Origin of the sequence: Oceanobacillus timonensis (assembly GCF_900166635.1) — a bacterium.
GTDB lineage: Bacteria > Bacillota > Bacilli > Bacillales > Amphibacillaceae > Oceanobacillus > Oceanobacillus timonensis.
This window is the reverse complement of record NZ_LT800497.1, coordinates 2,414,906-2,440,972: the sequence shown is the minus strand read 5'-3', so window position 1 is coordinate 2,440,972 and position 26,067 is coordinate 2,414,906. Positions and strand designations below refer to the sequence as shown.

Below are 26,067 nucleotides of genomic sequence, written 5' to 3'. Positions count from 1 at the left end.
TTCTGTTTAAACTGCAATGGATGCTTTGATAGCTGGATGCGGATGATAATTTTCGATTTCCAAATCAGTTATGTCGATATCAAAAATGGACTTGTCCGGCGCATTTATTTTTAATATCGGCATTTCCCGGATTTCTCTTTCTAACTGCAAATTTACTTGTTCCACATGATTGGAATAAATATGCGCATCTCCAAAGGTATGAATAAACTCACCAACTTCTAAGCCGCATTCATGTGCTACCAAATGGGTTAACAGCGCATAGCTGGCGATGTTAAATGGAACACCAATGAAAATATCTGCACTGCGCTGATACAGTTGACAAGATAATTTTCCATCTGCTACATAAAATTGAAACAATGTATGACAAGGCGGCAGAGCCATCGTTGGAATGTCTTCCGGGTTCCAAGCCGATACAATATGGCGTCTGGAATTCGGATTATTCTTAATGGCTTCAATGGTCTCTTTTAACTGGTCGATGGATTCCCCTTTGGATGTTTCCCAATCTCTCCACTGCTTTCCATAAACAGAACCCAGGTCTCCGAATTTTTCAGCAAAGGCATCATCATGCAGTATTTTCTCTTTAAACAGCTTCATTTGTTCATCATATACTTCTTTAAAGGCAGCATCTTTTTGGCTGCGTATACCAAAATTTGTCATGTCCGGACCTGTATACGCTGAACTTGTAACCCATTTTTCAAAAGCCCATTCGTTCCAAATATTATTATTATGTTCTAATAAATAGCGTATGTTGGTATCCCCTTTGATAAACCATAATAATTCCGTCGCGATTAAACGGAAAGGAACTTTTTTTGTGGTCAACAAAGGAAATCCTTTTTGTAAATCAAATCGAATTTGATGACCAAAAATGGAGTAGGTTCCTGTTTTTGTTCTGTCATCTCTATTCGACCCCGTATCTAATATATTGCGGCATAATTCTAAGTAACCTTGTTCTCCTTGCATTGATAATGCCTCCTCTATCATTATATGTACGTTCCCCTTTTTTAGGAAGAACTTTTATACGTATGTCATTTTATATCATAAGATAATGAAACACCCCTTATTATAACAGAAATTCACTTCGACGTACGTATCGGAAACATAAACTGTTGAATTTCTGCTTGCACTCTATCTATTCTTGAAGCAAGCTTCTTGCAGCTGGTTGTATAATGGTATATTCAAAATATTTTTATTATTATATAAAAATGGTAGGGTTTTCTTGACTACGAAAAAAAAATAAGCTAATATGGGTACAAGCAAAGAAGATGGTACGGAATCATTAGAATGTAAAGGCAGCTTCGATAGACAGAAGTGGATACTTATGATCCCGTTCTTCTGTCGGAAGCTGCCTTTTTTTCATATTTCGTTCTTCTGCTTTGTAATCACACGCGTTTTACGTGGAAGTATTTAGGAGGAAATTTAACATGGAAAACGGAGTAGTAAAATGGTTTAACGCAGAAAAAGGCTACGGGTTTATTCAATTAGAAGAAGGGAATGATATTTTCGTACATTATTCTGCCATTCAAGAAGAAGGATTCAAAACATTGGAAGAAGGACAAGATGTTTCCTTTGATGTTGTTGAAGGTGAACGCGGGCCACAAGCTGCAAATGTTGTAAAAAATTAAATACCATTATAGATGAAAGCAGAGTTCTTACATAGAGCTCTGCTTTTTTTATTAACCAAACACGTCATTATTTACATAGTTACCCCCTTCCCTCTCCTCCATGAAAATAATCTGTTTATCATTTCCTCTATTCTTTTTTGTCAATGATTTCATTCATTTGTTCGTTAAAAAGTCATAAACTTTTCTAACCAAAAAGTTTGTAAAATCATGAAACCGACCTATTTGTGAATAATTGAACGAATTGTGAAAAATTTGATTTGCTAACGTATACAAGGCTTCTTTCCGATATGATAGACATATAGGCAAGAAGTTACAAAAGGGGTGAATCACATGAAAAAACCTGAACCTAATTTAAAAGGTACATTTTTTTCCGTTATCACTATAGGAGTTATTATTGTTATCAGCTGGGTCGCAGTATTGTTATTATTTTTATCACGATAAAGAAGGAGGAGAAAGCGTATGCATTTACACAAATACGAAAAGATATGGCTTATCTTCGGCGGCGGATCGCTTGTCGTATTTCTGCTGATACTTGGTTTTGGGGCATTTTATTTAGGGACACATCCACAAAGCCACGGAGCTACGATTGACCCGGAAAATGTGGAAGCAAACGAAGCATTCGAAAGGGAAAATCTTGGTCTTACCCAAGTAGATGAGGATCGGTACATTGTTAATGTTGTTGCCAGTACTTTTAACTATGATTTAGGAGATGATGAGGACGGAAACCCGGTATCTCACATTGAGATTCCTAAAGGGTCGACGGTTTTATTTCAAGCCGTAACCAAAGATGTTATTCATGGTTTTAATATTGCTGGAACCAATGTCAATATGATGGTTGAACCTGGGTATATTAGCAATTTGGAAGTAGAAATGAACCAAACCGGAGAATTTACATTGGTATGTAATGAATATTGCGGTGCAGGACATCACATGATGTTTGCAACAGTGGAGGTGGTTGACAATGAGTCTGGCAATGAAACAGCAGCCGAATGATGAAATAAATGTAACGCCCTTAAGTATTACCAAACCGGAAGCGAAATTATATCTTTCTTTTATGTATGTTGCGTTTATTTCCTTATTTATCGGCGGATTAATGGGTTTGTTGCAAGTGCTAGTGCGTTCTGGTGACTTTGAATTACCGCTTGGTATCGGCTATTATCAAATCCTTACTTTACATGGCGTTATTCTGGCATTAGTACTGACGACATTCTTTATTATTGGATTTCAATACGCTTTATTGGGTAAAACCGTAGGCATGTCTGATAAACAAAGGAAACTTGGCTGGTTATCCTTTTGGATAATGCTGATTGGTACGGCTTTAACAGGAACAGCTATTTTACTTGGGGAAGCAAATGTTCTATATACCTTCTATGCCCCCTTAAAAGCACATCCAATCTTTTATATCGGCCTTGCACTTGTCGTAGTAGGATCTTGGATTGCCGCTTTTGTGAATTGGCATCAGGTCTATGTTTGGAAAAAAGAACATCCTGATCAGAAAACCCCGCTTTTAGCATTTATGGTTACAATTAATATGATTATGTGGGTTATTTGTTCTTTAGGTGTTGCTGTAGCAGTTCTCGTACAATTTATTCCGTGGTCGTTGGGTTACGCAGAAACGATTAATGTGTTGTTGAGTCGTACACTATTCTGGTACTTTGGCCATCCGCTTGTTTATTTCTGGTTATTGCCAGCTTACATGGCATGGTACGCCATTATACCAAAAATTATCGGCGGGAAAATATTCAGTGATTCTTTAGCCAGATTGTCCTTTGTTTTATTCTTATTTTTCTCTATTCCTGTCGGCTTTCATCATCAGCTTACCGAGCCGGGGATTGATCCGACATGGAAGTTTATCCAGGTCGTTCTTACCTTTATGGTCATTATTCCGAGTTTAATGACTGCATTTTCGATGTTTGCCATGTTCGAAACGACCGGCAGAAAACAAGGGGCTACAGGGTTATTTGACTGGTTTAAAAAATTACCTTGGAAAGATGTCCGTTTTGTAGCGCCATTTGTCGGGATGTTAGCGTTTATTCCAGGTGGAGCCGGCGGTATTATTAATGCATCGCACCAATTAAACACATTGGTTCATAACACGATCTGGGTTACAGGACACTTTCACTTAACCATTGCAACAACGGTTATTCTGACTTTCTTTGGAATTGCATACTGGTTAATACCGCATTTAACGGGCAGAAAGTTGACGCCTAAGATTCATAAGCTGGGCATTTATCAAACGATTATTTGGGCTGTTGGTATGCTGATTATGTCTGGAGCTATGCATATTCAGGGACTTTTAGGCGGGCCAAGAAGATCTTCCTTCTCTGAATATGGCGGTACAGAACAAGCTGCTGAATGGGTTGGCTATCAGACTGCTCAGGCTGTTGGCGGAACATTGCTGTTTATCGGCATTGTCTTGATGGTATACATTTTTGTGGAATTAATTGCTTTTGCACCTGAGGGCGAAGAAGAATTCCCAATTGCAGAAGAAGAAGAGGATGCGCAACCTACACCGCGCTGGATGGAAAACTGGAAATTGTGGATCGGTATTACCATTGCTTTAATTTTATTTGCGTATACGATTCCGATGATAGATATTATACAAAATGCACCACCAGGGTCTCCTCCATTTGATGGTATTTTATAAGGGGAAATTATTCGATAAATGATGAATAAACAAATATATATGAATCTCAAGAGCGATTTTAAGTATAAGTTAGACCGGGAATTGACAAAAGCTGAAAAAGAATTTTTTAAATGGATCGCAGCAAAACATGTGTCTGAACAAGAAAAAAGAATGAATGAATAAGAATGCCTTCATAAAACAATCCGTTTTGATTCATCTTCAAAGCGGATTGTTTTGTTCCATTCATAGGAGCTTATCAGATAGCCTGCCACTTTCTGTTACAGATTTGAAAATGACATCACGTAAAAACCCCCACATTCTATGTGAGGGTCATAAGAACGACATCTGCTCTTCACGTAAGTAGCAACATCATTTCGTTATTGATATATCTTCTTCATGATTTATAAAGGAATACCTTATCGCTATTCTTTCTTTCCAAAATATTGATAATAATTTGTCTGAATAAAACCATTAAACAATTTGCGTTTCTTTGTAGCCGGTTTTCCAAATGCTTTTTCAAATTGTTCATAAGCTGTAATGATATACGCACTCCAGGATGGGTGATGATGCATGATGTTCCCTAGATCCTGATACATCTTTTCTACTTCTTCTCTATCGCTTAACCGTTCTCCATACGGCGGATTACTGATTAAATAGCCATTTTTTTGTTTAATGGAGAGATCACGGACTTGCATCTGTTTCCATTCAATTAAATCACCAAGCCCTGCTTCGAGTGCATTTGCCTGCGCAATTTCAATCATCTGGTGGCTGATATCCGAACCGGTAATGGATAGAGGCTGATCATAATTCGCTCGTTCTTCTGCTTCATTAAAAGCAGCGTCCCAATGTTTTTGTTTCACAAAATTCCATTCTTCCGAAGCAAATTCCCGGTTAAATCCAGGAGCAATATTCTGTCCGATGAAAGCTGCTTCGATTAAAATGGTCCCTGAACCGCAAAATGGATCGATTAACGGCTGATCAGGCTTCCAATTGGTTAATAAGACAAGCGCTGCTGCCAGTGTTTCTTTCAAAGGAGCTTCTCCTTGTCCGGTACGGTAACCGCGTTTATGTAGGCCTGTTCCGGACGTATCAATGGTTAATGTAGCTTCATCTTTTAATAAAGCAACTTCTACTTTATATAGAGCCCCAGATTCCGTCAGTTTGTTAACCAGACCATATTTTAACTTCATTCGGTCAACAATTGCTTTTTTTACAATCGCTTGACAATCCGGTACGCTATACAGTGTTGATTTAATTGATTTTCCGGAGACAGGGATTTGCCCATCTTCATCCATGTACATTTCCCAAGGAAGCGCTTTGGTCTGTTCAAATAATTCATCGAACGTTTTGGCCTGGAACTTGCCAACAAGAATCTTTACACGGTCAGCGGTTCTTAACCATAAATTACATCTGGGAATTGCTGAAATTGGCGCATCAAAGATAACTTTCCCGTTTTCTACAGTTGTTTCATATCCAAGGTCCTTTACTTCTTTTGCAACAATTGATTCTAGTCCCATCGCTGCTGTAGCAATTAAAGTTACTTGTTTCATTTTAACTATTCCTCTCAGTCATTAGTCATTCATATCGCTGTATTATCATAAAAAGAAAAAAGATTCTATTTCATTCAATTGGAAATAGAATCTGTTCATTCATCAGTACGACCATTAAATGTCCGGTAAGCCATGTTCTGTTCCATTGTACTGCAAACGGTGGTCAAGCCTCGTACGCCGGTTGTAATCATCTATCTACAGCATCTGCTGTCCCTCGTTCGGTTTCATTCCCTACTGGAAGATGCCCCTACCATTATTTGGGTTGCTCACTCGCGGGGTTTACCTCGTTCCACCTGCTGTGTTTCCACAACAGCTACGTCACTGTGGCACTTTCAAGCGAACTGGACATATCACAAAAAGCGACTTAGTACAGCTCGTCTGCCGTTAGTTTCTAAAAACTACCTTGACTTATGATTTCATCAAGCACGAACACTACAGGCATCTCAGCCTGTGTGAGCATGGACTTTCCTCTATGTCCGGATGGACATAGCGATTACATAGACATTTAAACAACCTATAATATCTTAGCAAAGTTTTGGAGATAAATCAATTCTCACTTTCCTTATTCTTCAGAGTCAGCGTATTTTTTTCCAAATACAGCTTTTTCAAGATTAGATAAGCGTTTTAACACATCATAATTCACCTGTGTATTTTGTGATGTTGAACGTGCTCTTGGTGCTTCTGTCTGCCGATTATTTTTCAATTGGTCAATTTCCTGATTTAAACGATCGATTTCTTGTTTAAAATTATCGTAATCTTGAATAATGATATCTAAAAATTCATCGACTTCTTCTTGAGAATAACCTCTGATTCCTGTTTTAAAATCTTTTTCTAAAATTTTCTTTCCACTAAGTTGAACGCGGTCAATGCTCATTATAAAATCACCTCTAAAATGTACTATTCTTATTCTTTTTCTTCATTTGTTTATATTTTAACATTATTCTCTATAAATTAAAGCTATTATAACATAAAGTAACACTTTGTTCAGCGCGAGGTTCTTTATATCTCTGCTGAATGTTCATTGCACTGTCATAAAAACGCCCGGACCTATACTTGGTACCTGAAACTTTTTCCTATGTTATACTTCCCCGACGTATAAAAAAGGAAACTGAATATCAGTCTCCTTCTAAAACTTACACATCTCCCGGAATGAAGTTGTTTCAAATTATGCCATATCTTCCTTCTGAAACGAGAAAGGAAGTAATTGATCAGTAGTAAGCGTTTGAACGTCTTCCTGTAAGTTGGTTAAATGGATAGTCATATCAGGAGCGAAAAATTCGCTCATTACTTGTCTGCATGTTCCGCATGGCGGTACAGGACGCTGCGTATCTGCTGCAACCGCCATTTCTAAAAATGCTGTTTCCCCATCGGAAATGGCTTTAAAAATAGCAACACGTTCTGCACAGCAAGTCGATGGATAAGCGGCATTTTCAATGTTGCATCCTGTATAAATTTTTCCTGAGCTTGTTAATAATGCTGCGCCTACAGGGAATTCAGAATAAGGTACATAAGCTCTGTCTCTCATTTGAATGGCTTCTTTAAGTAATTTTTCTTTCATGTGTATGTTCCTCCTGCTCTTTTACGTGTATCGTTTTATTTCTGTTCGGCTTCTTTGAGTGTACCTAATAGCAAATCAAAAACATATCGGATTGATTTATATAGCTCCATATACCTTTTTCTTCTTACATCCAGGTAATAACTATGCATGAGCAATAATTCCATGTTTTCCCTGGTGGATTGAATTTGATTTGGATGCACATCTGCTCTTCTTTCCTTTACTGCAGCAGAAGCAGCTTCTTCCCATATTTCTAATGCATCATAAACAGGAGCTGTTTCTTTCTTTACCATATTAAAAAAATCACGGTTTTTTCGATCTGTCGGAGCTTCTCCTGTTTCAAATCTCTCCCGCAGTGCTTCCAGATATTGATTTAATTGTTCGGTTTGTTCGCGGAGTTTCATTATATTCATCCTTCAATTTCAAACTGCTTGTCTTTATTCTATATAGATATAATAATGTAAGTTTATCATATAACAACCGGAAAAGTCATCATCCACTCATCAAATAAGCAGCTTCTTATTATAAGAGCTGCTTCCATCTTTGTATTTCTGCCTCCGTCTGTCTCAGGCTGTTTGTTTTTGTTTGAAACCGCACCCATACTTCACTGTCTACATTCGCTTTTAACTTAATGTGAATAAGATCGAGCTGCTCTTGTATCTGTTCAATTTGTTTTTCTATCTCTTTTTTACTGTATCCTTTATTTTCTTCGGGAAGGCTTGATTTTGAAAGAAGCATCTGTTTTCTCCTCCTATAGATAAAATAAAATTATATGGTTCAAATCCTGTTATGTTATTCATTCCACAGGAAAGGGATAACTTCCTTCTTGTTCGACAAAACTAGAATAATCCAAACAAAACTAGTGTAAATCTGTAATGATTTACACAAAATGAGACAAACTATATTGTGAAACTTCATATCGCCTGAAGTTTTACTGTGAAGCAAACAGGTACAGCCATTTCATATTAGAAAAGGAGGTTATTGTGTATGAAACCATCAAAAGCCCAGCAAAAAACCAACGCAAATAACAAAAAGAATAATAATGAAAAAACAAGAGATAAAAAAATAGCGGGTCCTGACCGCCCTTCCACTTAATTTTTAATATGTTGTCATCAGCAAACCTAATTATGTTTTGCAGGTATATGTACCAGCGGAATAATAATTAGGTTCTTTTTAACCTTCGACCCTTATGAATAAAAGCTTGTATCCGTAGATTATGTAAGGTTGATGCAACGGTAGTTTCTGTTTTCATTTCTCCATATTTTGTCCATATGTTTAAAAATTTCGTATGCTATAATTCGTTTCCTTCTTGAATTTATATTATAATATATGATGTACTGGTTTTATATGTATCCTACACGGAGCAGAGAAGTTTTCATATGATTGATGTGCGTTTAGGGTATAGCGTTAGGAGGCTTGCAAATATGAATTATCCAAATGGTCAGCGGAAACCACTAACCATAAAACCAAAGCAAACAAGTTTTAGCAAGAGAGGGATGACACTGGAAGAAGAAATAAATGAAACAACAGATTTCTATCGAATACAAGGACAAGCAGTGATTCATAAAAAACCGACACCTGTACAAATTGTAAATGTCCATTACCCGAAACGCAGTGCTGCAGTAATTACCGAAGCATACTTTAAACAAGCATCAACGACGGATTACAACGGCATTTATAAAGGAAAGTATATCGATTTTGAGGCGAAGGAAACCAAAAATAAGACATCTTTTCCTCTTGCAAACATTCATGAACATCAAGTGCATCATATGCAGCAAGTAATAAAACATGGTGGAATCAGCTTTGTTATTTTACGGTTTAGAGCTTATGAAGAAACTTATCTATTTGATGCAAAAGATTTATTTGTTTGCTGGCAAGAGCAATTTGATGGTGGTAAGAAATCAATTTCCTATGACTACGTGAAACAATCGGGATATCTTATTCCCTTTCATTATCAGAAAAAGGTTGATTTTTTAACTGTTGTTGATAAGCTCTACTTATAGATATGGAGGTATAAAAAATGGCAGATCAAACAGGCCAGACAAGAGCTGCTAGAAGAAAGCAGCAAGGAAAGAAAACAAAGAAGAAAAAGAAACAGCCGATTTGGAAGAAAATCATTAAGATTATTCTTTTAACCCTTTTAATTTTATTTTTAGGCGGAGCTGCTGTCGGTGCTTACTGGATTGCGCAAGCGCCTGATATTGATGAAGAGCAGCTGAGTGTTCCCTTTGCTTCGACTCTCTATGATAAAAACGGAGATGAATTTGCCAATTTGAGCTCTGATGAGCAAAGGCAGGAAGTGAGCTTTGAAGATGTGCCGGATCTACTGATTGATGCGGTTACTGCTACAGAGGATGTCCGTTTCTTTGACCATAATGGGATAGACCTCAGACGTATCGGCGGAGCAATCCAAGGTAATTTCACTGGCGGATTCGGTTCCCAGGGTGCCAGTACAATCACCCAACAAGTTGTCGAGCGGGCATTTTTAAGTAATGAAAAAAAGGTCAGCATTAAAGTGCAGGAAATGTGGATGGCCATGAAATTAGAAAGACAGTACAGTAAAGAAGAAATTATGGAAATGTACTTAAACAGTATTTTTTATGGTAATCATTCATACGGTGTCGCTCAAGCGGCAGAAACCTATTTCGGAAAAGACGATTTAAACGATTTGACGTTGCCGGAAGCTGCAATTTTGGCCGGTTTACCACAGCGTCCAACCGCTTATAATCCAATTGAGAATCCGGAATTAACGGAAGAACGGATGAATACCGTATTAAATCTGATGGTTCGTCATGGTAAGATTACGGAAGAAGAAGCTGACGAAGCAAGAAGTGTCGACATCCCTTCCCTACTATCGGATGATCAACCTGATCCATCACCGTATGATGCCTTTGTAGATCAGGTTCGTAAGGAAGTTAACGAAAAATTAGAGGACGTTGACCTTGATTCGGATGGATTGAAAGTTTATACCACACTTGATCCGGATGCGCAGCCATATGTGGAAGACGTAATGGAAAAAGGAGATTCCAATCCGATTCAATATCCGGAAGATACACAAGGAGCTATGGTTGTTTTAGATACACAGTCAGGGGCTATTCAAGCGATTGGAGGCAGCCTGAATAATGAAAGCAATGGCTTTAACTATGCTACAAGAGGTACACCTCAAGCTGGTTCTACTGCAAAACCAATTATGTCTTATGGACCAGCAATAGAATACAATCAAATATCAACGTATTATCAGTTAGATGATGAAGGTCCTTATGAAATTGAAGGTTCTAACCCAATAAGGAATGCTGGCAGAAGTTACAATGGATGGGTAACTGCCAGATATGCATTGCAACAATCTCTAAACGTACCAGCAGTAAAATTAATGGAAGAAGTTGGTCCTGAGAATTCAAAAGAATTTGCTGAAAATCTCGGCTTTGAATTTGAGTCTGATAACCTTGATCTCCGTGAAGCAATCGGCGGTACAAAGACAACAGTCACTCCGATACAAATGGCGGGAGCATATAGTACGTTTGGTAATGAAGGGAATTATACAGAACCGTATGCTGTCACAAAAGTAGAATTTTCGGATGGCCGTGAAGTGGACTTAACACCGGAATCAGAACAAGTGATGGAAGATTACACAGCTTATATGGTAACGGATATGCTTAAATCTGTTGTCAGTTCCGGTACAGGTACCAATGCAAACGTCCCTGGTCTGGATGTTGCCGGTAAGACTGGAACAACGACGATGGATAGTCAGGAAGGAAGCCCGGATGCCTGGTTTGTCGGTTACACGACAAATTATACCATTGCAGCGTGGACCGGCGGTTATCATGTAGATGAGGAATCAGGCGAAACCAGCCGGGTACCGCTGCAGGATACAACCTTGTCCCAGCAAATGTTCCAACAGACCATGAGTCACTTATCAGAAGGTATTGAAACAGCAGACTTTAATCGACCTGACTCCGTCGTAGATGTAGATGTGGAGAAAGGTACCAACCCGGCTGCTTTAGCAAGTGACAGCACTCCGAGTGACAACAAAGTAACAGAGCTGTTTGTCAAAGGAACAGAGCCAAACGAGGTTTCTGAGCGCTATGAAGAGTTGGATGGCGTAAGCGGACTGTCTGGAAGCTATAATGAAGACAATAATTCCATTGAAGTATCTTGGGATTATGACGCAGACTCGGAAGATGATGTGAACTTTGATGTAAGTGCCAGCATTGACGGCGGCAGTATGCAATCCCTCTCTTCTACCAGCGACACATCGATGGAAATTTCCGATGTGGAAGAAGGCGCAGAGTATACGATACAGGTTGTTGCTGAAAGTGGATCCACATCCAGCGATCCTGCGACAACAACCGTTCAAGTACCTGGCGAAAATGAAGATGAGGACGAGGAAGAAGAAGATATACCAGGTGTGAGTGGTCTTTCTGCTGAATATGATGGAGAAGAAACGATTGACGTTACCTGGAGTTATGATGGACCATCTGCTACCTTTGAAGTAAGCGTAAATGGAGAAACACAAAATGTAGGTTCTGAAAGTATTGCTGTCAGCGGAATTACTCCAGGAGATTACGACATTTCGGTGACGCCAATCAGTGAAGAAGACAGCAATGTTCGAGGTTCTTCCTCCTCTACCAGCGTGACTGTCCCTGAAGAAGAGGATAGTGACGAGGAAGAAGAAGCTGAAGAGGAAGAGTCGCCGGAAGAAGATGACAATGAATCTGATTCGGATTCAGACTCGGAATCATCCGGGGATGAAAATGACAATGGTTCAAATGACAACGAAGATAATAACAATAATAATAACGGCGATGACTCCGGTAATGGTAATGACAGTGGCAACGGTAATGACGATGGTAACAATAATGATAGCGACAACGGGGATGACAATAATAGCGATGAACCTGATAACCAGGAGGAACAAGAGAATGGAGATAGTGACTCCGATAGTTCCGATGGTTCCGATGAAGGCTCCGATGATTCGGAAGACGAAGGTTCAGAAGATGTTACACCTCAAAATGAAGATAATAGCGGTGAAGATGACAGTACCGAAGAGGAAGAATAAATCAAAAAATCCCGATCTGAATCAGCAGATCGGGATTTTTTGATTATGTGATTATATGGAAATGATTACGCAAACAGAATATTTCATCCTACTCCCCTATTTTCTTCATTCGTTTTTGACCTTCCCGGCAGATATCCAGTAGCGGGCATTCCGGACATTTAGGGTTCCTGGCTCTGCAATGGTAGCGGCCAAAGAAAATCATCCGGTGATGCGTGACACTCCATTCATCCCTTGGAACTTTACGCATCAGCGTATTTTCTACTTCAGTCACACTGTCTTTCCACCTGCAAATACCTAATCGTTTTGACACACGCTCCACATGTGTATCAACGGCGATAGAAGGTTCATCAAAAGCAACAGAAGCAACCACATTAGCTGTCTTTCTGCCGACGCCGGCCAATTGAATCAGTTCTTCTTTGGTTTGGGGCACTTCCCCATCAAACTTGTCGATTAATGTACGGCAAAGCTTTTGAATATTTTTGGCTTTGGACCTGTACAAACCGATCGAACGAATATCATTTTCCAATTCTTCTAATGGCACAGCGAGATAATCCTCCGGGGTTTTATACTTTTTAAATAAATCCGCTGTCACTTTATTAACCAATTTATCTGTACACTGTGCCGACAGCAAAACAGCAATCACTAATTCAAATGGATTGGAATGAACAAGCTCCCCCTTGGCATTCGGAAACATTTCAGCCATGGCATCTAAACATCGTCTGATTTGTGTGTTATTCAGCATTATTTTATTCTCCTTCCAGCCAATTATAATAAAAGGATGTATCCCGTTTCGGGCGTGTCTCCGTGTTGTTAGTCTCCGTTTTATTCTGATGAAATTGCCTGCTTGCCTTTCTCGCATCTTGTACGGTATGAATCCCTTTTTTCTTCCATTCTCTTAAAATCCGATCGATATATTTAAAGTTTAATTTGCTCATCAATACAGATTCACGCAAACCCGCTTTTATCAAAGAGGGCTCTATTTCATCTTCATCCAGCCAGCTGTTGACCGTTTCTATTTCAAATGGGGATAAAGGTCGGCCAAATTCTTGTTCAAATAAAATAAAAATATTCCCTATGTGTTCTTCTTCATGATTCACAACAGCAGCTTCTTCATCGTATAGTTTTTCCAACAAAGGCTCCAAAGAGTATGATTCACTGATTGGTGTCTGGTCAGAATTGTTTTTTTCAATGGACAAGAATCCTCTTTGCACTAATTTCCGAAGCATATTAGCTGCTTCTTCTTCTGAAATACTGGCTGTTTGTGCCAGCTCAAAAGGCGTAGGAAAATGATTCCCTTCATTTGCAAAACGGGAAAGCTGCAACAGCAAAATAAGTTCCGTTTCATGAAGGCCTAATTGATGATAGTTTGTCAGCAATTTTTTAGGAACAGTCATTTGATCCTGGATAATTTCTTGATAATTTATTTTTTTAGTCATTTCTAGCACCTCAGATAACAGTATAGCATTTTTTCTTCATCAAAAAGAAAGGAAATCCCTCGCTTAAAAGCAAGGGATTTTTGCGTACAGGAAATCTTCATATTTTGGTCCTGAAAGCCAAAAATAAAGCGCTCAGAACGTTGTTTCTTAGATATCTTCTTTATTAAGGATATAAACGGTTCAACAGTCTTGGGAATGGAATGGTTTCCCGGACATGTTCTACACCAGATAACCAGGCTACCGTTCTTTCTAGTCCCAGCCCGAATCCGCTGTGCGGTACACTGCCGTATTTACGCAATTCTAAGTACCACTCGTAAGCAGGTCCGGTCAAGCCATGTTCTTGATATCGTTGTTCCATTAACGCCAAATCATCAATTCGCTGGGAACCGCCGATAATTTCGCCATAGCCTTCCGGAGCAATTAAATCTGCACAAAGGACAACATCGGTTCTTTCTGGATGCGGCTGCATGTAAAATGCTTTAATGTCCTTTGGATAATTGGTAATGAAGACAGGCTTGTCATAGCTTTCTGCAATAGCTGTTTCATGGGGGGCGCCAAAGTCCTCTCCCCATTCAATATCCTCAAACCCTTTTTCTTTTAATAATTCTACGGCTTCATCATAGGTGATGCGCGGAAATGGAGCCTGAATTTGCTCTAATTTCGATGTATCCCGATCTAATGTTTTCAGCTCTAAAGCACAATTTTTAAGTACTGCCTGCACCACAAAACTCACATAGTTTTCTTGTACTTGTAAGCTGTCCTCGTGATCCATAAATGCCATCTCCGGCTCAATCATCCAAAATTCAATCAAGTGTCTTCTTGTTTTGGATTTTTCAGCACGAAAAGTAGGACCGAACGAGAATACCTTTCCTAATGCCATTGCTGCTGCTTCCATATAAAGCTGTCCGCTTTGAGATAAGTAAGCTTCTTCATCAAAATATTTGGTATGAAAAAGTTCCGTTGTTCCTTCTGCGGAGGAACCAGTTAAAATAGGCGGGTCTACCTTGACAAAACCATTGGTATTAAAGAATTCGTAGGTAGCACGGATAATTTCGTTACGGATTTTCATCACGGCATGCTGTTTTTTAGAACGCAACCATAGATGACGGTGATCCATTAAAAATTCGGTTCCATGATTTTTGGGTGTAATTGGGTAATCTGTTGCTTCATGGATAACTTCCAAATCAGACACTTGCATTTCATAACCAAAATCAGAACGTGTATCTTCCACAATTTTCCCGGTGACATATAAGGACGTTTCTTGTGTCAGGTTCTTTGCCCTTGAGAATACTTCCTCAGTAACATCGCTTTTCACAACAACTCCTTGCATAAAGCCGGTACCGTCACGAAGCTGTAAGAAGGCAATTTTACCGCTGGAACGTTTATTGGCCAGCCAGCCGCCGATGGTGACCTCCTTCTCTACGTGATTAGGTGCTTCTTGAATGGTTATCTTCATCTTAAAAATCCTCCAACTCGTTATTCGGCATCTGTTTAGGATGCATGTGTTTGTACAATATATGATTCTTTTTGCTGCTTCAAGCAGCCTCCCTGCTTATGGGAACATCTGATTATATGTGTATCGCTCTTCTAAATTCTCTCCATCAATGGAATAGTAATCCATGACAAACTGGTTGTCTTTATCATGGTACGTAATCTCCCATAACGCCTCCCCATCTTCATAGGCAGGACTGATATCGGCAAAGGTACACGTATCACAGCTGGATGACCAAGCATCTAAAATCGCTTCTTCACTCATCATATCTTCTGTATTAATCACAATTAATTCGCGTTCTTCCCCTTCCAACGGGAGAAAAATCAAACGTTCCTCATTGTCTTCATTACTTGCATAAAATACATGGTAGTTATTTTCTCCATAGTATCCTTGTATCGAATGAACATCATGATAAGAGGTCTGTGTTTCTATCTGATTTTTTGTGTCATCAAATCCTTCTGTGCGGTTATCGTTGATTACCTGATATAAATAAATACCGTAACCTACTCCTGCAAGTAAGAGAAGCGCAATGATGATCAGCGTCCATAATACCCATCTATTATTTGATTCCCTCATGTCACTCCATCCGTTTCTTATAAGTTTATCTTTCATCATTTACTATACCTAGATGTATAGCTTCTGTAAACAAATACCCCTGAAAACTTTCGTGCCGGCAAAAAAATCCCAATCTTGCCATCGCTTTTGATGATATGTCCAATAAGCTAGTGATGAAACCATTCTTCTGCGGCGCTCATCAAATGTTGAGTCGTATCATAATACACTGGTACATCCGGGATAGAATCCAGAAAGTATTTTCCGTATCTTGCTGTTTTCACACGCACATCGCAAATAAATACAATGCCTCTGTCCTCTGAGGAACGGATTAAACGTCCAAATCCCTGTTTAAATTTAATAACAGCTTGCGGCAAGGATAAATCCATAAACGGATTTTTTCCTTCTTCTTTCATTTGATGCGATTTCGCTTCAAAAACAGGATGGTTGGGTGGTTGAAACGGCAGTCTTGCCATCACTAACGCCGATAAATCTTCTCCGGGTATATCTACACCCTCCCAGAAGGAACTCGTCCCGAGCAGGATTGCCTGATCATAGGATTGGAAATTTTTCTTCAACCTGCTGCGGCTGCCGCTCGTTACACCTTGAGCAATAATGACATACTGCTGATCTGTCATCATTTCTTTTAGAAGATGATTCGCTTTTTTTAGCATATCATAAGAAGTAAACAAGACCAGCATTCTCCCCGAGGTCACTTCTGCTAACGATAAGATGGATTCACATACTGCATAGACAAAGTCATCCATGTTGCCATATTTAATATCCGGAAAATCAGTCGGAATTAACAGCTGTACTTGTTTATCGTAATGGAATGGAGAAGCAATTTGTTCTGTTAACAAATCTTGTTCCGCTACTCCCAATCGCTCTTTGATAAATGTAAAGGAGCTTCCCATCGTCAATGTGGCACTGGTGAAAATAACGCTGCTCTTTTTAGCGAAAAAGTTTTCAGCTAATATCGGGGCTATATCAGACGGTTCACTATAAAGAAATACACTATGGTGACTTCCCTTTAAATCTATCTCTGCCCATTTAATCAATGCTACTTCATTTTGTTCCTGGAACATTATCTTTAAATCTTCCCTATATTTTTCTAACACGTCCTGCATCTGAGCAATCTCTTCAAGAAATTGTTTTTCATCCCCATTGGTTGAGGAATAATGATTCTTTAACTGAAATAAAACATCTAATTGCTTTTGAAAATGCATACGCAGGCGTGCAACCATATCTTGAGCAAGCTGCCAGGTATTCTGATGATATGTCTCCGGCTTGATACGATATTGCACCCTTCCCAGATCGCTTGTTGCTTTATCATTCTTCTGTTGTGCCATCACAAATCGCTCAATAAGATGGAATAATTCGTCAATATCGTATTTTGCTTCTTTGATAGCAGCATTCCACTGCTCCGCCAATTCCTTTTTGTGTTCGACATTAAAAGCCTTCAAAACGGTATGGAATTGTTTATCTTCATCTGCTGTTCCTAAATAATTACAGGTGAATTGCATCTGTATATAATCCAGCTTGAGTCCGTAATGATGGGACGCCGTTTCTTCAAAATGATGCGCCTCATCGATAATGACTTTCTGATAGCTTGGTAAAAAAGCATAATCATTAAACATATCCGTACACAGTAATGCATGATTCGTAATCAGAATATCCGCTTTTTGAGCCCGTCGCCTGGCCAATTGATAATAGGAATGATGGAACCAGGGAGATTTCGGGTTCATATTTCTTTCTGCATCAGCAGAAACCTTTTGGAAGAGAATATATCCCCCCGCCGGTAACTGGATTTCATCAATATCCCCTGTTTCGGTTTCCGTAATCCACACGAGTAAAATCGCTTTTGTTAAGACAAAATCATAATTATCCTTTGGTCCATAATCCAGCTCATAAAGAAATTTCTCCAGGTTTAAATAATGATTCTTCCCTTTCATTAACGCTACTTTGAAAGGAGTGTCTATAATCTTTTTTAATAATGGAATTTCTTCTTCAAGCAGCTGGCTCTGCAACTGTGTTGTATATGTACTTATAATAAGGCGCTCTTGGTGATTGACAGCCTGGTAAATAGCCGGTAATAAATAAGCCAACGATTTTCCTGTCCCGGTCCCCGCTTCAATAAACGCGTGTTTTTTGGCAGAGAACGCATCATAAATCGTTTCAGACATTTGCCGCTGTCCCTCTCTCGGTTCATAAGATGCGAATGCTTTCGCAAGAGCCCCTTCTTCCTGGTAGATCGCATCTAAATATTCTCCAAATGATATATCTAACCGGGAGTCCGTTTCTGTTTCTTTTTCAGACATACGGAAAGCAAGTCCCTGATAATGTTTTATTTGATCATCGGGGTGTTCCTTGAATGCTAATTCCTCTAAACGATAATCCAGGATAGCTGCTAAATCGGATTGTAATTTATCTTCAAGCATTTTCAGCTTATATAACGTTTCATATGGCAGATGGTCCATTTTTTCTTTTAACTTTAAAAATAGTTTTCCTGTTACATAAGCATCGGATAAAGCACGGTGCGGATCATCGTGATGCAGATCAAAGTACGTGGACAGATAACTTAATTTATAACTGGATATACCCGGGAATAATATTCTGGACAGCTCTACTGTATCCAGCACCTGATTTTTTAATGCCGGAAAACCATTGGATGTTAATTCCGTATTAAGGAAGCCGACATCGAAAGTTGCATTATGTGCAATAATATAGCTGTCCTGAAACATACGAGTAATATCTTCTGCTTCATCTATAAATAATGGCGCATCTGTCACATCTTCATTATAAATACCTGTCAGCTGAGAAATGAAAGGCGGTATCGGCTGATTCGGATTGATTAACGTTGTTTTTGTTTCTTTTATTTCATCATTTTCAATGACAACCATTCCTATTTCAATGATTTTCCCTGCTTTTGCCGGTGAATTACCGGTTGTTTCTAAATCAATCACAACATACTTCATAAGACCACCTCCATTCTTTTCATTGGATAGGATCATTCATGTGCTGCATTTCTATATACATACAGCAGACTGTTCTCCCAATGGATTTCTATTATCTGCTTTTACCGGTCAAACCATTCTATTTCTGCGGAGTATAGGGTTACAGGGCTCCCATCCGGTGATTCAGCAATTAAAGCCCCTTCATCTGTGATACCCAAGAATTTGCCTGACCATTCATTATGAAACGTTTTAATGTTAATATTTTCCCCTATTTTAAAAGCATGTTCTTCCCACCTGGATTTAATGGCTTTAAATCCTGTCTCTAAGTATACCTCATACGTGTTTTCAACGTGTTTTAATATGCTCTGGACGATTTCTTTTTTATCCCAATTTTTCCCGGACTCTATTTTCAATGAGGTCGCAATATCACGAATCGATGCATCCCAGCTTGCTTCATCCTGATTGACATTTAAGCCGGAACCGATTAAAACATAATCAATCCGATCTTGCTCTCCCTGCATTTCCGTTAAAATCCCACAAAGTTTTTTATCGCCGATTAATAAATCATTCGGCCATTTAATACCGATAGACAAACCCGTCAGCTCATGCAGTGCGTCCCTTAACGCAACCGCAGCTAATAACGTAAGCTCAGAAGCTTTATTTGGAGGAATCGGCGGCCGCAGAAGCAGAGTGGACCATAAACCTTCTTTATCCGAAAACCAGTTTTTTTTCATTCTGCCTCTGCCGGCAGTCTGTTCTTCAGCAATAATCATGGTTCCATTCGGTGCATTTTCCCGGGCCGCTTCATGTCCAATTAATTGGGTAGAAGCAACCGATGCTTTGTGAATAATGTGGTGTCCCATCCATTTTGTTTCAAGCCCCCAGCGGATTGTATTGCTGCTGACTTTATCAGGAAAGGAAACGATGCGATATCCCTGACTTCTTTTCGCATCGATGGTATAGCCGTCACGCTCTAAGTCTTTCATGTGTTTCCAAACGGCATTCCGGGAAATACCCAATGCTTCAGAAAGCGCTTGACCGGAGATATAGCTCTCCTTACTTTTGGATAGAAGCTTGATTAACTTTGAGCGGGTAGATTCCATTGTATCCATTCCTTTATTTTTGATTTTTCATTTGCGAGTTTAGAGATAACGATATGATATTCTATTTTATCCAATATATCTTTTATCCATTTTCCTTTTGGACGTTCCGGAAACCACTCCATGATATCATGTCCGTTCACACAAAGCTCTTTTTTAGATAAAATAGGGAGCTTCTCCCGTATAAAGTACAGCTCTTGTCTATCTATCGTATGCTGATCGATCTGTTTTACTAAGTAAACAAAATCATCCCATTGTTCTTTTGGCAATTGATAGACAAACCATGCATCGATTCCGCTCTTTTTATAGAGATGATAAGCATCCACAAGGTTGTTTGCCTGTTGTTTCAGTTGATTGGAACACTTATAAGCCTTCGTGCAAGCTGCTGCTGTAATACCTGTGTTTTTCAGTTCCACGAATGCAAACACAGGCGCAAGCGAAGAAACAGGTTCTAATTCTTTTAATAGTGAGGGCTCTGCTTTAAAAATAGGCAGATAATGATACAATGCTAATTCAAATATATCATCGACAGCTCTTTTGAAATAAGTTCCTGCTACCATCTTTTCTAACTCTACCGTTAACCGTTCCACTGCTAAGTAATCGATTAATGCCCCGCAACGTTGCATCGCTTGCTTCGTATTCTCTTCAATAGTAAAACCTAATTGGCTGCAAAAGCGGAGAGCGCGAATAATACGTAAAGCATCCTCTTCAAAACGGTCCACTGCATTTCCGACCGTCTGAATCCGCCCGCTGGCAATAGCTTGTTTTCCGCCAAAAGGGTCTAATATCTTTCCGTTCATATCCATCGCTATCGCATTCATGGTGAAATCCCTGCGTTTTAAGTCTTCCTTGATATCACGGACAAAATGAACCTCATCCGGGCGGCGGTGGTCACTGTATTCGCCTTCTGTCCGGTAAGTGGTGACTTCAAATGATTCCTGCTCGTAACGGACAATCACGGTACCATGTTCCAATCCTACCGGAATAACTTTTGGAAAAATCTCCTGAATTTCGGAAGGGAGGGCAGATGAAGCAATATCCACATCATGAATCGGGCGTCCGGTTATATAATCACGCACACAGCCGCCAACGAAGTAAGCTTCGAAGTGATTTTCTTCCAGAATGGATATGATGTTTGCTGCCTTTTGAAAAATAGATGGTAACATTTGCTAACCTCTTTCCCCTTCTTCGAGAACTCGATTATATAATGCTTCATATTGATTGACAATTTTTTCGGATGAAAAATGCGTCCGCACATGTTCTAAAGCCGCTTCCGAAAATTGCTTTTGCATGTTCGAATCCGATAATAATTCGATGGCATATGCAGCAGCGCTTTTAACATCTCCAAGCTCCACGATAAATCCTGTTTTACCATGTGTTAACACTTCTGGAATACCGCCGACATCTGTGCCGATTCCAGGAACGCCGCAAGCCATTGCTTCTAATAATACTAACCCGAAGCTCTCTTTTTCAGACATCAGCAGCATGACATCCGCCATTGCCACAATATCACTGACATTATTTTGTTTTCCAAGAAACTGTATTTCTGATTCCAATCCTAAATCATGAACGTGCTGCGACATATCAGCAAATTCCGGGCCATCTCCAATTAATAACAATTTGGAAGGGACATTTTCATTCACTATTTGAAATGTATCGATGATATCCTGAACCCGCTTCACTTTTCGGAAGTTGGATATATGCACCATTATTTTATCGGATTCTTTTATTTGAAATTGATGACGCAGCTCCGTCTCATTTTTCGGATAGTATTCATTTTCATTGATAAAGTTATGAATAACGTTCATTTTTTTATTCACATCCACCATCTCGACGGTCTGTTTCCGTAAACTTTCCGAGACAGTAGTCACCGCATCAGACTGTTCGATACCATGGCGGATAATAGGTTTTAACGTATTATCAATACCCAGAACAGTGATATCTGTCCCGTGTAAGGTTGTGACAATCTTAACCGGGTGTTTTGCCATATCCCTGGCTAAAATACCGCAAATAGCATGCGGCATGGCATAGTGTACATGAAGAATATCCAGTTTCTCCCGATCGATTACTTCCGCCATCTTTGCAGCTAAAGCTAAATCATAGGGCGGGTATTGAAATACAGGATAATGGCTTATCTCCACTTGATGATAGTACACATTGACATATACTTTTTCTAAACGAAAAGGCATACTGGAAGTAATAAAATGTATTTCATGTCCTTTTTCGGCTAATTTCTTCCCTAATTCTGTTGCGATAACTCCCGAACCGCCAATCGTCGGGTAACACGTAATTCCTATTTTCTTCACAATTCCCCTTCTTTCCTGCCAGCTGTGTCCAGCTCTTGAAACAAAATAATAGTCAGCGTATCGTAGCACACACTGTATTTACTCTTCTTTTATAATTTCTCTCCAATGAAAATCACCCCGGTTCAACCCATGCATATAAATTTCTCCGCCAGCAATATTGGTGGCTAAAGGAATTTGATAGACATCACATAACCGCATTAAAGCGCTGATATCAGGCTCATGCGGCTGTGCAGTTAACGGGTCGCGGAAGAAAATAACCATGTCCATTTTATTTTGGGCAATCATACTCCCTATTTGTTGATCTCCACCGAGCGGGCCCGATTTAAAACGATGTACCGGAAGTCTTGTTGCTTCTTCTATCCTGCTGCCAGTTGTTCCAGTAGCAAATAAATCATGTTTCTTTAGTATATGTGCATAAGCTGTTGTAAACCCGACCATATCATCTTTTTTCTTGTCATGTGCTATCAATGCGATATTCATGTATCTTCCCCCCCCTTTCTTTACATGTCGGCATTTTCTATAAAATATTCTCTAGACCATAAATGAGCTCATCCAGATCCATTACCTGATAAACGCACTCTTTTACACCATCCATAAATGATGCCCGATTCATAGAATCATGCTGTATCGTTAAGGTTTGGCCAGCACCGCCGAAAACAATTTCCTGATGCGCTACCAGACCGGGAAGACGCATACTGTGAATACGCATGCCATCAAAATCTCCGCCGCGCACTCCTGGAATGGTTTCTTCCTCATCAGGGTGTCCCTGTTTTTTTGGATTTCTTGCTTCCTGAATAAGCTCTGCCGTTTTCTTTGCCGTGCCGGATGGGGCATCCAGTTTTTGATCATGGTGCTTTTCAATAATTTCTACATCGGGGAAATAGGCAGCTGCCATTTTTGCGAATTTCATCATTAAGACCGCACCGACTGCAAAGTTTGGCGCTATAATACAGCCGGTTTGTTTTTCTTTTGCCAGCTGTTTTAATTCTTCTAACTGCGCTTCGGTATAGCCGGTTGTTCCTATAACCGGGCGAATTTGGTGATTCAATGCTGCTTTTGTATGTTTATAAGCTACTTCAGGTACCGTTAAATCAACAAATACATCGGCCTGCTGTTCGGAAAAGCACTTTTCGATATCTGTATAGACCGGAATAGTCAAATCATCCTGAAAGCCTTCTAAATCTTTCAGGTTCATTCCTTCATTTTTATGGTCCAAACAAGCTATTAATTCAAAATCCTCTGTATCGTGAATCATATGAACGGCTTCTTTCCCCATTCTTCCTCTTGGTCCTGCTACAATAATTTTAATTGCCATGGTTTTCTTCCTCCTCTTTTTTAGTCCAGCGATTTTTATCTCTTGTTTCAAATTTTTGCATTGTTTGCTCAAAGGAATCCGACAGATCAAAATCCAGTGAATTTGCTAAACAGGCTAATACAAAAATCATATCACCTACTTCTTCTTCGACTGTATTTTCTTCTTCTGTCTTTTTCTTTGGTTTTTCTCCATGATAATGATTCACTTCGCGCGCTAATTCTCCTGTTTCCTCAGATAGTCTTGCCATTAAAGAAAGCGGCGAAAAGTACCCTTCTTGGAATTGGGATATGTATGCGTCCACCCGTTTTTGGACATCTTCTAAGGTAAGACGGGAATTCTCCATTATCGACACCTCGTTTTCTAACAATATACTTTTTCTCTTCTCTAATGTTAGCTAAAAGCAAGGATTTTGACAACTAATTGGTACAGTATGCGGATTGTCATTGTGATGGAAATTGTCTATAATAGATTCCGTCGAAATTTGCGTTATTAAAATATGATTATAATCTTAAACACAGCATACCACAACGAAATAGGGGGATTGATTCATTGCGTATTCGGGTAAAGAACATCATATTTATATTAGTGGGAGCTGCTATATTTTCTTTTGGTCTTGTTCATTTTAACATGCAGCATAACCTTGGCGAAGGCGGTTTTACCGGGATTACCCTTTTATTTTATTTTTTATGGCATATAGATCCTGCTATAACCAATCTTATCCTTAATATTCCGGTATTTTTGATCGGATGGAAAATACTCGGAAGGAATGCATTTATTTATACACTAGTTGGCACTTTTTCCGTTTCTTTATTTCTCTGGATTTTTCAAATTTATCAAATTCCAATTGGTTTAGAGAATGATATGACACTTGTTGCATTATTTGCAGGTGTATTTATCGGTGTTGGATTAGGAATTATCTTCCGCTTTGGCGGAACAACCGGCGGCGTTGACATTATCGCCCGCATTATTAACAAATATACTTCCTGGAGTATTGGAAGAGCGATGTTTGCATTTGATTTTCTTGTTATTGTTACTTCCATCCTGACATTCCTTGAACTGTCTGAAGGAATGTATACCCTTGTCGCTGTATTTATTGGCGCAAAAGTAATTGATTTTATTCAGGAAGGTGCCTATGCTGCCAAGGGAGCCTTTGTCATTTCTGACCAGAGTGAAGAAATTGCTAATCAGATTATGAAAAAAATGGACCGGGGTGTAACGGTTTTAAACGGAGAAGGAAGTTTTTCCAAAGAAAAAAGAAATGTATTATATTGTGTCGTAGCCCGGAATGAAGTTCCACGAATGAAAAGTATCATTACCCAGACAGACCCTTTCGCCTTTGTCTCTGTAACAACCGTTCATGAGGTGATGGGAGAAGGTTTTACACTGGATGAAAATAAAAGGCCGTTAAATGAATAATGTTGTAAAAGAGCCCGGAGCGTTTCCGGGCTTTTTCACAAACGAAAAATCATGAATTTTATTAAAAAGGAGAAAGACCATGGAGATTAAACATATGATTTATTTTATAGAAATCGTGAAAACGGGCAGTATGACAAAAGCAGCTGAAAATTTATTTATTTCACAGCCTACGATTAGTAAGCTCTTGCGGGATTTAGAAGCAGAGTTAGAAGTGGAATTATTTGATCGTCACAAACGCAAAATGGTTCTTACGGATGCAGGGGAAGCATTTTTACATCAGGCCAAAGAAATTGTTCGATTATACGAAAACCTGCCCACTGAAATGGATAATTTACTGGGAATCAGGAAAGGTCATATAAAAATAGGATTACCTACGATTATGGATGTCAGGCTGTTCACACAGATGCTTGGAAAATTTCACGAGAATTATCCGGATATCAGCTTTGAATTATTAGAGAGCGGCAGTAAAAAAATTGAAGAAAGTATTGAAAATGAGGAGCTCGATGTCGGAGTTACAGTGCTGCCGACAGACACGGAAGCATTTCATCAATTCTTTTGGCTTGAGGAGCAATTGAAGCTGGTGGTTCCTCGGTCACACAAATTTGCTGAAAGAGACAAAATAGAACTTATCGAATTGAGAGATGATGATTTTATTCTATTCAGTGAAGATTTTGTCTTAAACGATCGTATCATAGAGGCATGTAAGACTGCTGGATTTGTTCCCAAAGTAATTGCGGAAAGTTCTCAATGGTATTTTATTGAACAGATGATTGTCTCCAGTCTTGGAGTGAGCATTCTCCCGGAAAGTATTATCGACATGCTAAAAGAAGATGTTGTTGGTATTGAAATTGATACGCCTTCGATTTCCTGGCAGTTAGCAATTATTTGGAAGAAAAGTAGCTATACTTCTTTTGTAACAAAAGAATGGTTGAAATATATACAAGAGCAATTGATGTTCCAACGTAAAAAATAATAATTAATTGTGGCGTTTTCATAGATTTGGTCTATAGGTCGGATGAATAATAACTATTTTTATTATGAACAGTTACGTTTTAGAATAAGAAATAGAGACAAAATAAAGTTATCT

The 26,067-nt window shown here is 39.1% G+C and carries 24 protein-coding genes and 1 other RNA gene; 7 read left to right on the top strand and 18 right to left on the bottom strand.

Annotation, left to right across the window (positions count from 1 at the left end; all coding sequences use genetic code 11):
• Nucleotides 1–6: 6 nt before the first annotated feature.
• Entirely contained in the window at nucleotides 7–960 is a 954-nt protein-coding gene (locus B7E05_RS11890; protein WP_080874412.1) for a thymidylate synthase, read from the bottom strand.
• A gap of 461 nt (nucleotides 961–1,421) precedes the next feature.
• On the opposite strand from B7E05_RS11890, the gene B7E05_RS11885 reads away from it, so the two are divergent.
• The 3 genes from B7E05_RS11885 to B7E05_RS11870 all read left to right on the top strand — a co-directional run bounded on the left by B7E05_RS11885 (nucleotide 1,422) and on the right by B7E05_RS11870 (nucleotide 4,269).
• Complete coding sequence (locus tag B7E05_RS11885; RefSeq protein ID WP_080874411.1) at nucleotides 1,422–1,622, top strand: cold-shock protein; 201 nt, start codon at nucleotides 1,422–1,424, stop codon at nucleotides 1,620–1,622.
• A gap of 459 nt (nucleotides 1,623–2,081) precedes the next feature.
• Nucleotides 2,082–2,615 carry a cytochrome c oxidase subunit II gene (locus B7E05_RS11875; protein ID WP_080874409.1) on the top strand — a complete coding sequence of 178 codons (534 nt, stop codon included), beginning with the start codon at nucleotides 2,082–2,084 and terminating at the stop codon, nucleotides 2,613–2,615.
• Nucleotides 2,596–4,269 carry a b(o/a)3-type cytochrome-c oxidase subunit 1 gene (locus B7E05_RS11870; RefSeq protein WP_425435111.1) on the top strand — a complete coding sequence of 558 codons (1,674 nt, stop codon included), beginning with the start codon at nucleotides 2,596–2,598 and terminating at the stop codon, nucleotides 4,267–4,269. The genes B7E05_RS11875 and B7E05_RS11870 overlap by 20 nt, the downstream gene beginning before the upstream one ends.
• Before the next feature lie 401 nt (nucleotides 4,270–4,670).
• Here the strand turns inward: B7E05_RS11870 and B7E05_RS11865 are convergent, their stop codons facing one another.
• The 6 genes from B7E05_RS11865 to B7E05_RS11840 all read right to left on the bottom strand — a co-directional run bounded on the left by B7E05_RS11865 (nucleotide 4,671) and on the right by B7E05_RS11840 (nucleotide 8,091).
• Nucleotides 4,671–5,798: a THUMP domain-containing class I SAM-dependent RNA methyltransferase gene (locus B7E05_RS11865; RefSeq protein WP_080874407.1), complete on the bottom strand. Its 1,128-nt coding sequence runs from the start codon at nucleotides 5,796–5,798 to the stop codon at nucleotides 4,671–4,673.
• A gap of 121 nt (nucleotides 5,799–5,919) precedes the next feature.
• Nucleotides 5,920–6,303: RNase P RNA component class B (gene rnpB, locus B7E05_RS11860), an RNA gene on the bottom strand.
• 57 nt (nucleotides 6,304–6,360) lie between these two features.
• Entirely contained in the window at nucleotides 6,361–6,672 is a 312-nt protein-coding gene (gene gpsB, locus B7E05_RS11855) for a cell division regulator GpsB (protein ID WP_080874406.1), read from the bottom strand.
• A 291-nt stretch (nucleotides 6,673–6,963) separates the two neighbouring features.
• Entirely contained in the window at nucleotides 6,964–7,356 is a 393-nt protein-coding gene (locus B7E05_RS11850) for a cytidine deaminase (protein WP_080874405.1), read from the bottom strand.
• A gap of 35 nt (nucleotides 7,357–7,391) precedes the next feature.
• Nucleotides 7,392–7,757: a YppE family protein gene (locus B7E05_RS11845; protein WP_080874404.1), complete on the bottom strand. Its 366-nt coding sequence runs from the start codon at nucleotides 7,755–7,757 to the stop codon at nucleotides 7,392–7,394.
• 118 nt (nucleotides 7,758–7,875) lie between these two features.
• On the bottom strand, nucleotides 7,876–8,091 hold the full coding sequence (locus B7E05_RS11840; RefSeq protein ID WP_080874403.1) for a hypothetical protein: 216 nt from the start codon (nucleotides 8,089–8,091) through the stop codon (nucleotides 7,876–7,878).
• A 686-nt stretch (nucleotides 8,092–8,777) separates the two neighbouring features.
• Between B7E05_RS11840 and recU the strand changes: the two genes are divergently transcribed.
• A complete protein-coding gene (gene recU / locus B7E05_RS11835) occupies nucleotides 8,778–9,356 on the top strand; it encodes a Holliday junction resolvase RecU (RefSeq protein WP_080874402.1) in 579 nt (192 codons plus the stop codon).
• A gap of 17 nt (nucleotides 9,357–9,373) precedes the next feature.
• A complete protein-coding gene (locus B7E05_RS11830; RefSeq protein WP_080874401.1) occupies nucleotides 9,374–12,409 on the top strand; it encodes a transglycosylase domain-containing protein in 3,036 nt (1,011 codons plus the stop codon).
• 88 nt (nucleotides 12,410–12,497) lie between these two features.
• Here B7E05_RS11830 and nth read toward each other — a convergent pair whose 3' ends face one another.
• The 11 genes from nth to B7E05_RS11775 all read right to left on the bottom strand — a co-directional run bounded on the left by nth (nucleotide 12,498) and on the right by B7E05_RS11775 (nucleotide 23,907).
• Entirely contained in the window at nucleotides 12,498–13,151 is a 654-nt protein-coding gene (gene nth / locus B7E05_RS11825) for an endonuclease III (protein ID WP_080874400.1), read from the bottom strand.
• A 4-nt stretch (nucleotides 13,152–13,155) separates the two neighbouring features.
• Nucleotides 13,156–13,845, bottom strand: coding sequence for a DnaD domain-containing protein (locus B7E05_RS11820; RefSeq protein ID WP_080874399.1), 690 nt, complete (start codon nucleotides 13,843–13,845; stop codon nucleotides 13,156–13,158).
• Nucleotides 13,846–14,008: 163 nt separating this feature from the next.
• A complete protein-coding gene (gene asnS / locus B7E05_RS11815; RefSeq protein WP_080874398.1) occupies nucleotides 14,009–15,301 on the bottom strand; it encodes an asparagine--tRNA ligase in 1,293 nt (430 codons plus the stop codon).
• 96 nt (nucleotides 15,302–15,397) lie between these two features.
• Nucleotides 15,398–15,913, bottom strand: a complete 516-nt coding sequence (locus tag B7E05_RS11810; protein ID WP_080874397.1) for a hypothetical protein — start codon at nucleotides 15,911–15,913, stop codon at nucleotides 15,398–15,400.
• A gap of 146 nt (nucleotides 15,914–16,059) precedes the next feature.
• Nucleotides 16,060–18,864, bottom strand: coding sequence for an ATP-dependent DNA helicase DinG (gene dinG, locus B7E05_RS11805; protein ID WP_080874396.1), 2,805 nt, complete (start codon nucleotides 18,862–18,864; stop codon nucleotides 16,060–16,062).
• Nucleotides 18,865–18,965: 101 nt separating this feature from the next.
• Complete coding sequence (locus B7E05_RS11800; RefSeq protein WP_080874395.1) at nucleotides 18,966–19,946, bottom strand: biotin--[acetyl-CoA-carboxylase] ligase; 981 nt, start codon at nucleotides 19,944–19,946, stop codon at nucleotides 18,966–18,968.
• Nucleotides 19,922–21,109 carry a CCA tRNA nucleotidyltransferase gene (locus tag B7E05_RS11795; RefSeq protein ID WP_080874394.1) on the bottom strand — a complete coding sequence of 396 codons (1,188 nt, stop codon included), beginning with the start codon at nucleotides 21,107–21,109 and terminating at the stop codon, nucleotides 19,922–19,924. The genes B7E05_RS11800 and B7E05_RS11795 overlap by 25 nt, the downstream gene beginning before the upstream one ends.
• A gap of 3 nt (nucleotides 21,110–21,112) precedes the next feature.
• Nucleotides 21,113–22,249 carry an N-acetyl-alpha-D-glucosaminyl L-malate synthase BshA gene (gene bshA / locus B7E05_RS11790; RefSeq protein ID WP_080874393.1) on the bottom strand — a complete coding sequence of 379 codons (1,137 nt, stop codon included), beginning with the start codon at nucleotides 22,247–22,249 and terminating at the stop codon, nucleotides 21,113–21,115.
• 78 nt (nucleotides 22,250–22,327) lie between these two features.
• The gene (gene mgsA / locus B7E05_RS11785; protein ID WP_080874392.1) at nucleotides 22,328–22,729 is read right to left on the bottom strand and encodes a methylglyoxal synthase; all 402 of its coding nucleotides are present in this window, start codon (nucleotides 22,727–22,729) and stop codon (nucleotides 22,328–22,330) included.
• 37 nt (nucleotides 22,730–22,766) lie between these two features.
• Nucleotides 22,767–23,564, bottom strand: a complete 798-nt coding sequence (dapB, locus tag B7E05_RS11780; protein WP_080874391.1) for a 4-hydroxy-tetrahydrodipicolinate reductase — start codon at nucleotides 23,562–23,564, stop codon at nucleotides 22,767–22,769.
• On the bottom strand, nucleotides 23,554–23,907 hold the full coding sequence (locus tag B7E05_RS11775) for a nucleotide pyrophosphohydrolase (RefSeq protein ID WP_080874390.1): 354 nt from the start codon (nucleotides 23,905–23,907) through the stop codon (nucleotides 23,554–23,556). The genes dapB and B7E05_RS11775 overlap by 11 nt, the downstream gene beginning before the upstream one ends.
• A gap of 206 nt (nucleotides 23,908–24,113) precedes the next feature.
• Between B7E05_RS11775 and B7E05_RS11770 the strand changes: the two genes are divergently transcribed.
• Together B7E05_RS11770 and cidR are read left to right on the top strand one after the other, a co-directional pair.
• Nucleotides 24,114–24,980, top strand: coding sequence for a YitT family protein (locus tag B7E05_RS11770; protein ID WP_245833074.1), 867 nt, complete (start codon nucleotides 24,114–24,116; stop codon nucleotides 24,978–24,980).
• 79 nt (nucleotides 24,981–25,059) lie between these two features.
• A complete protein-coding gene (cidR, locus tag B7E05_RS11765; RefSeq protein WP_080874388.1) occupies nucleotides 25,060–25,953 on the top strand; it encodes a cidABC operon transcriptional activator CidR in 894 nt (297 codons plus the stop codon).
• The last annotated feature ends 114 nt before the right edge of the window (nucleotides 25,954–26,067 follow it).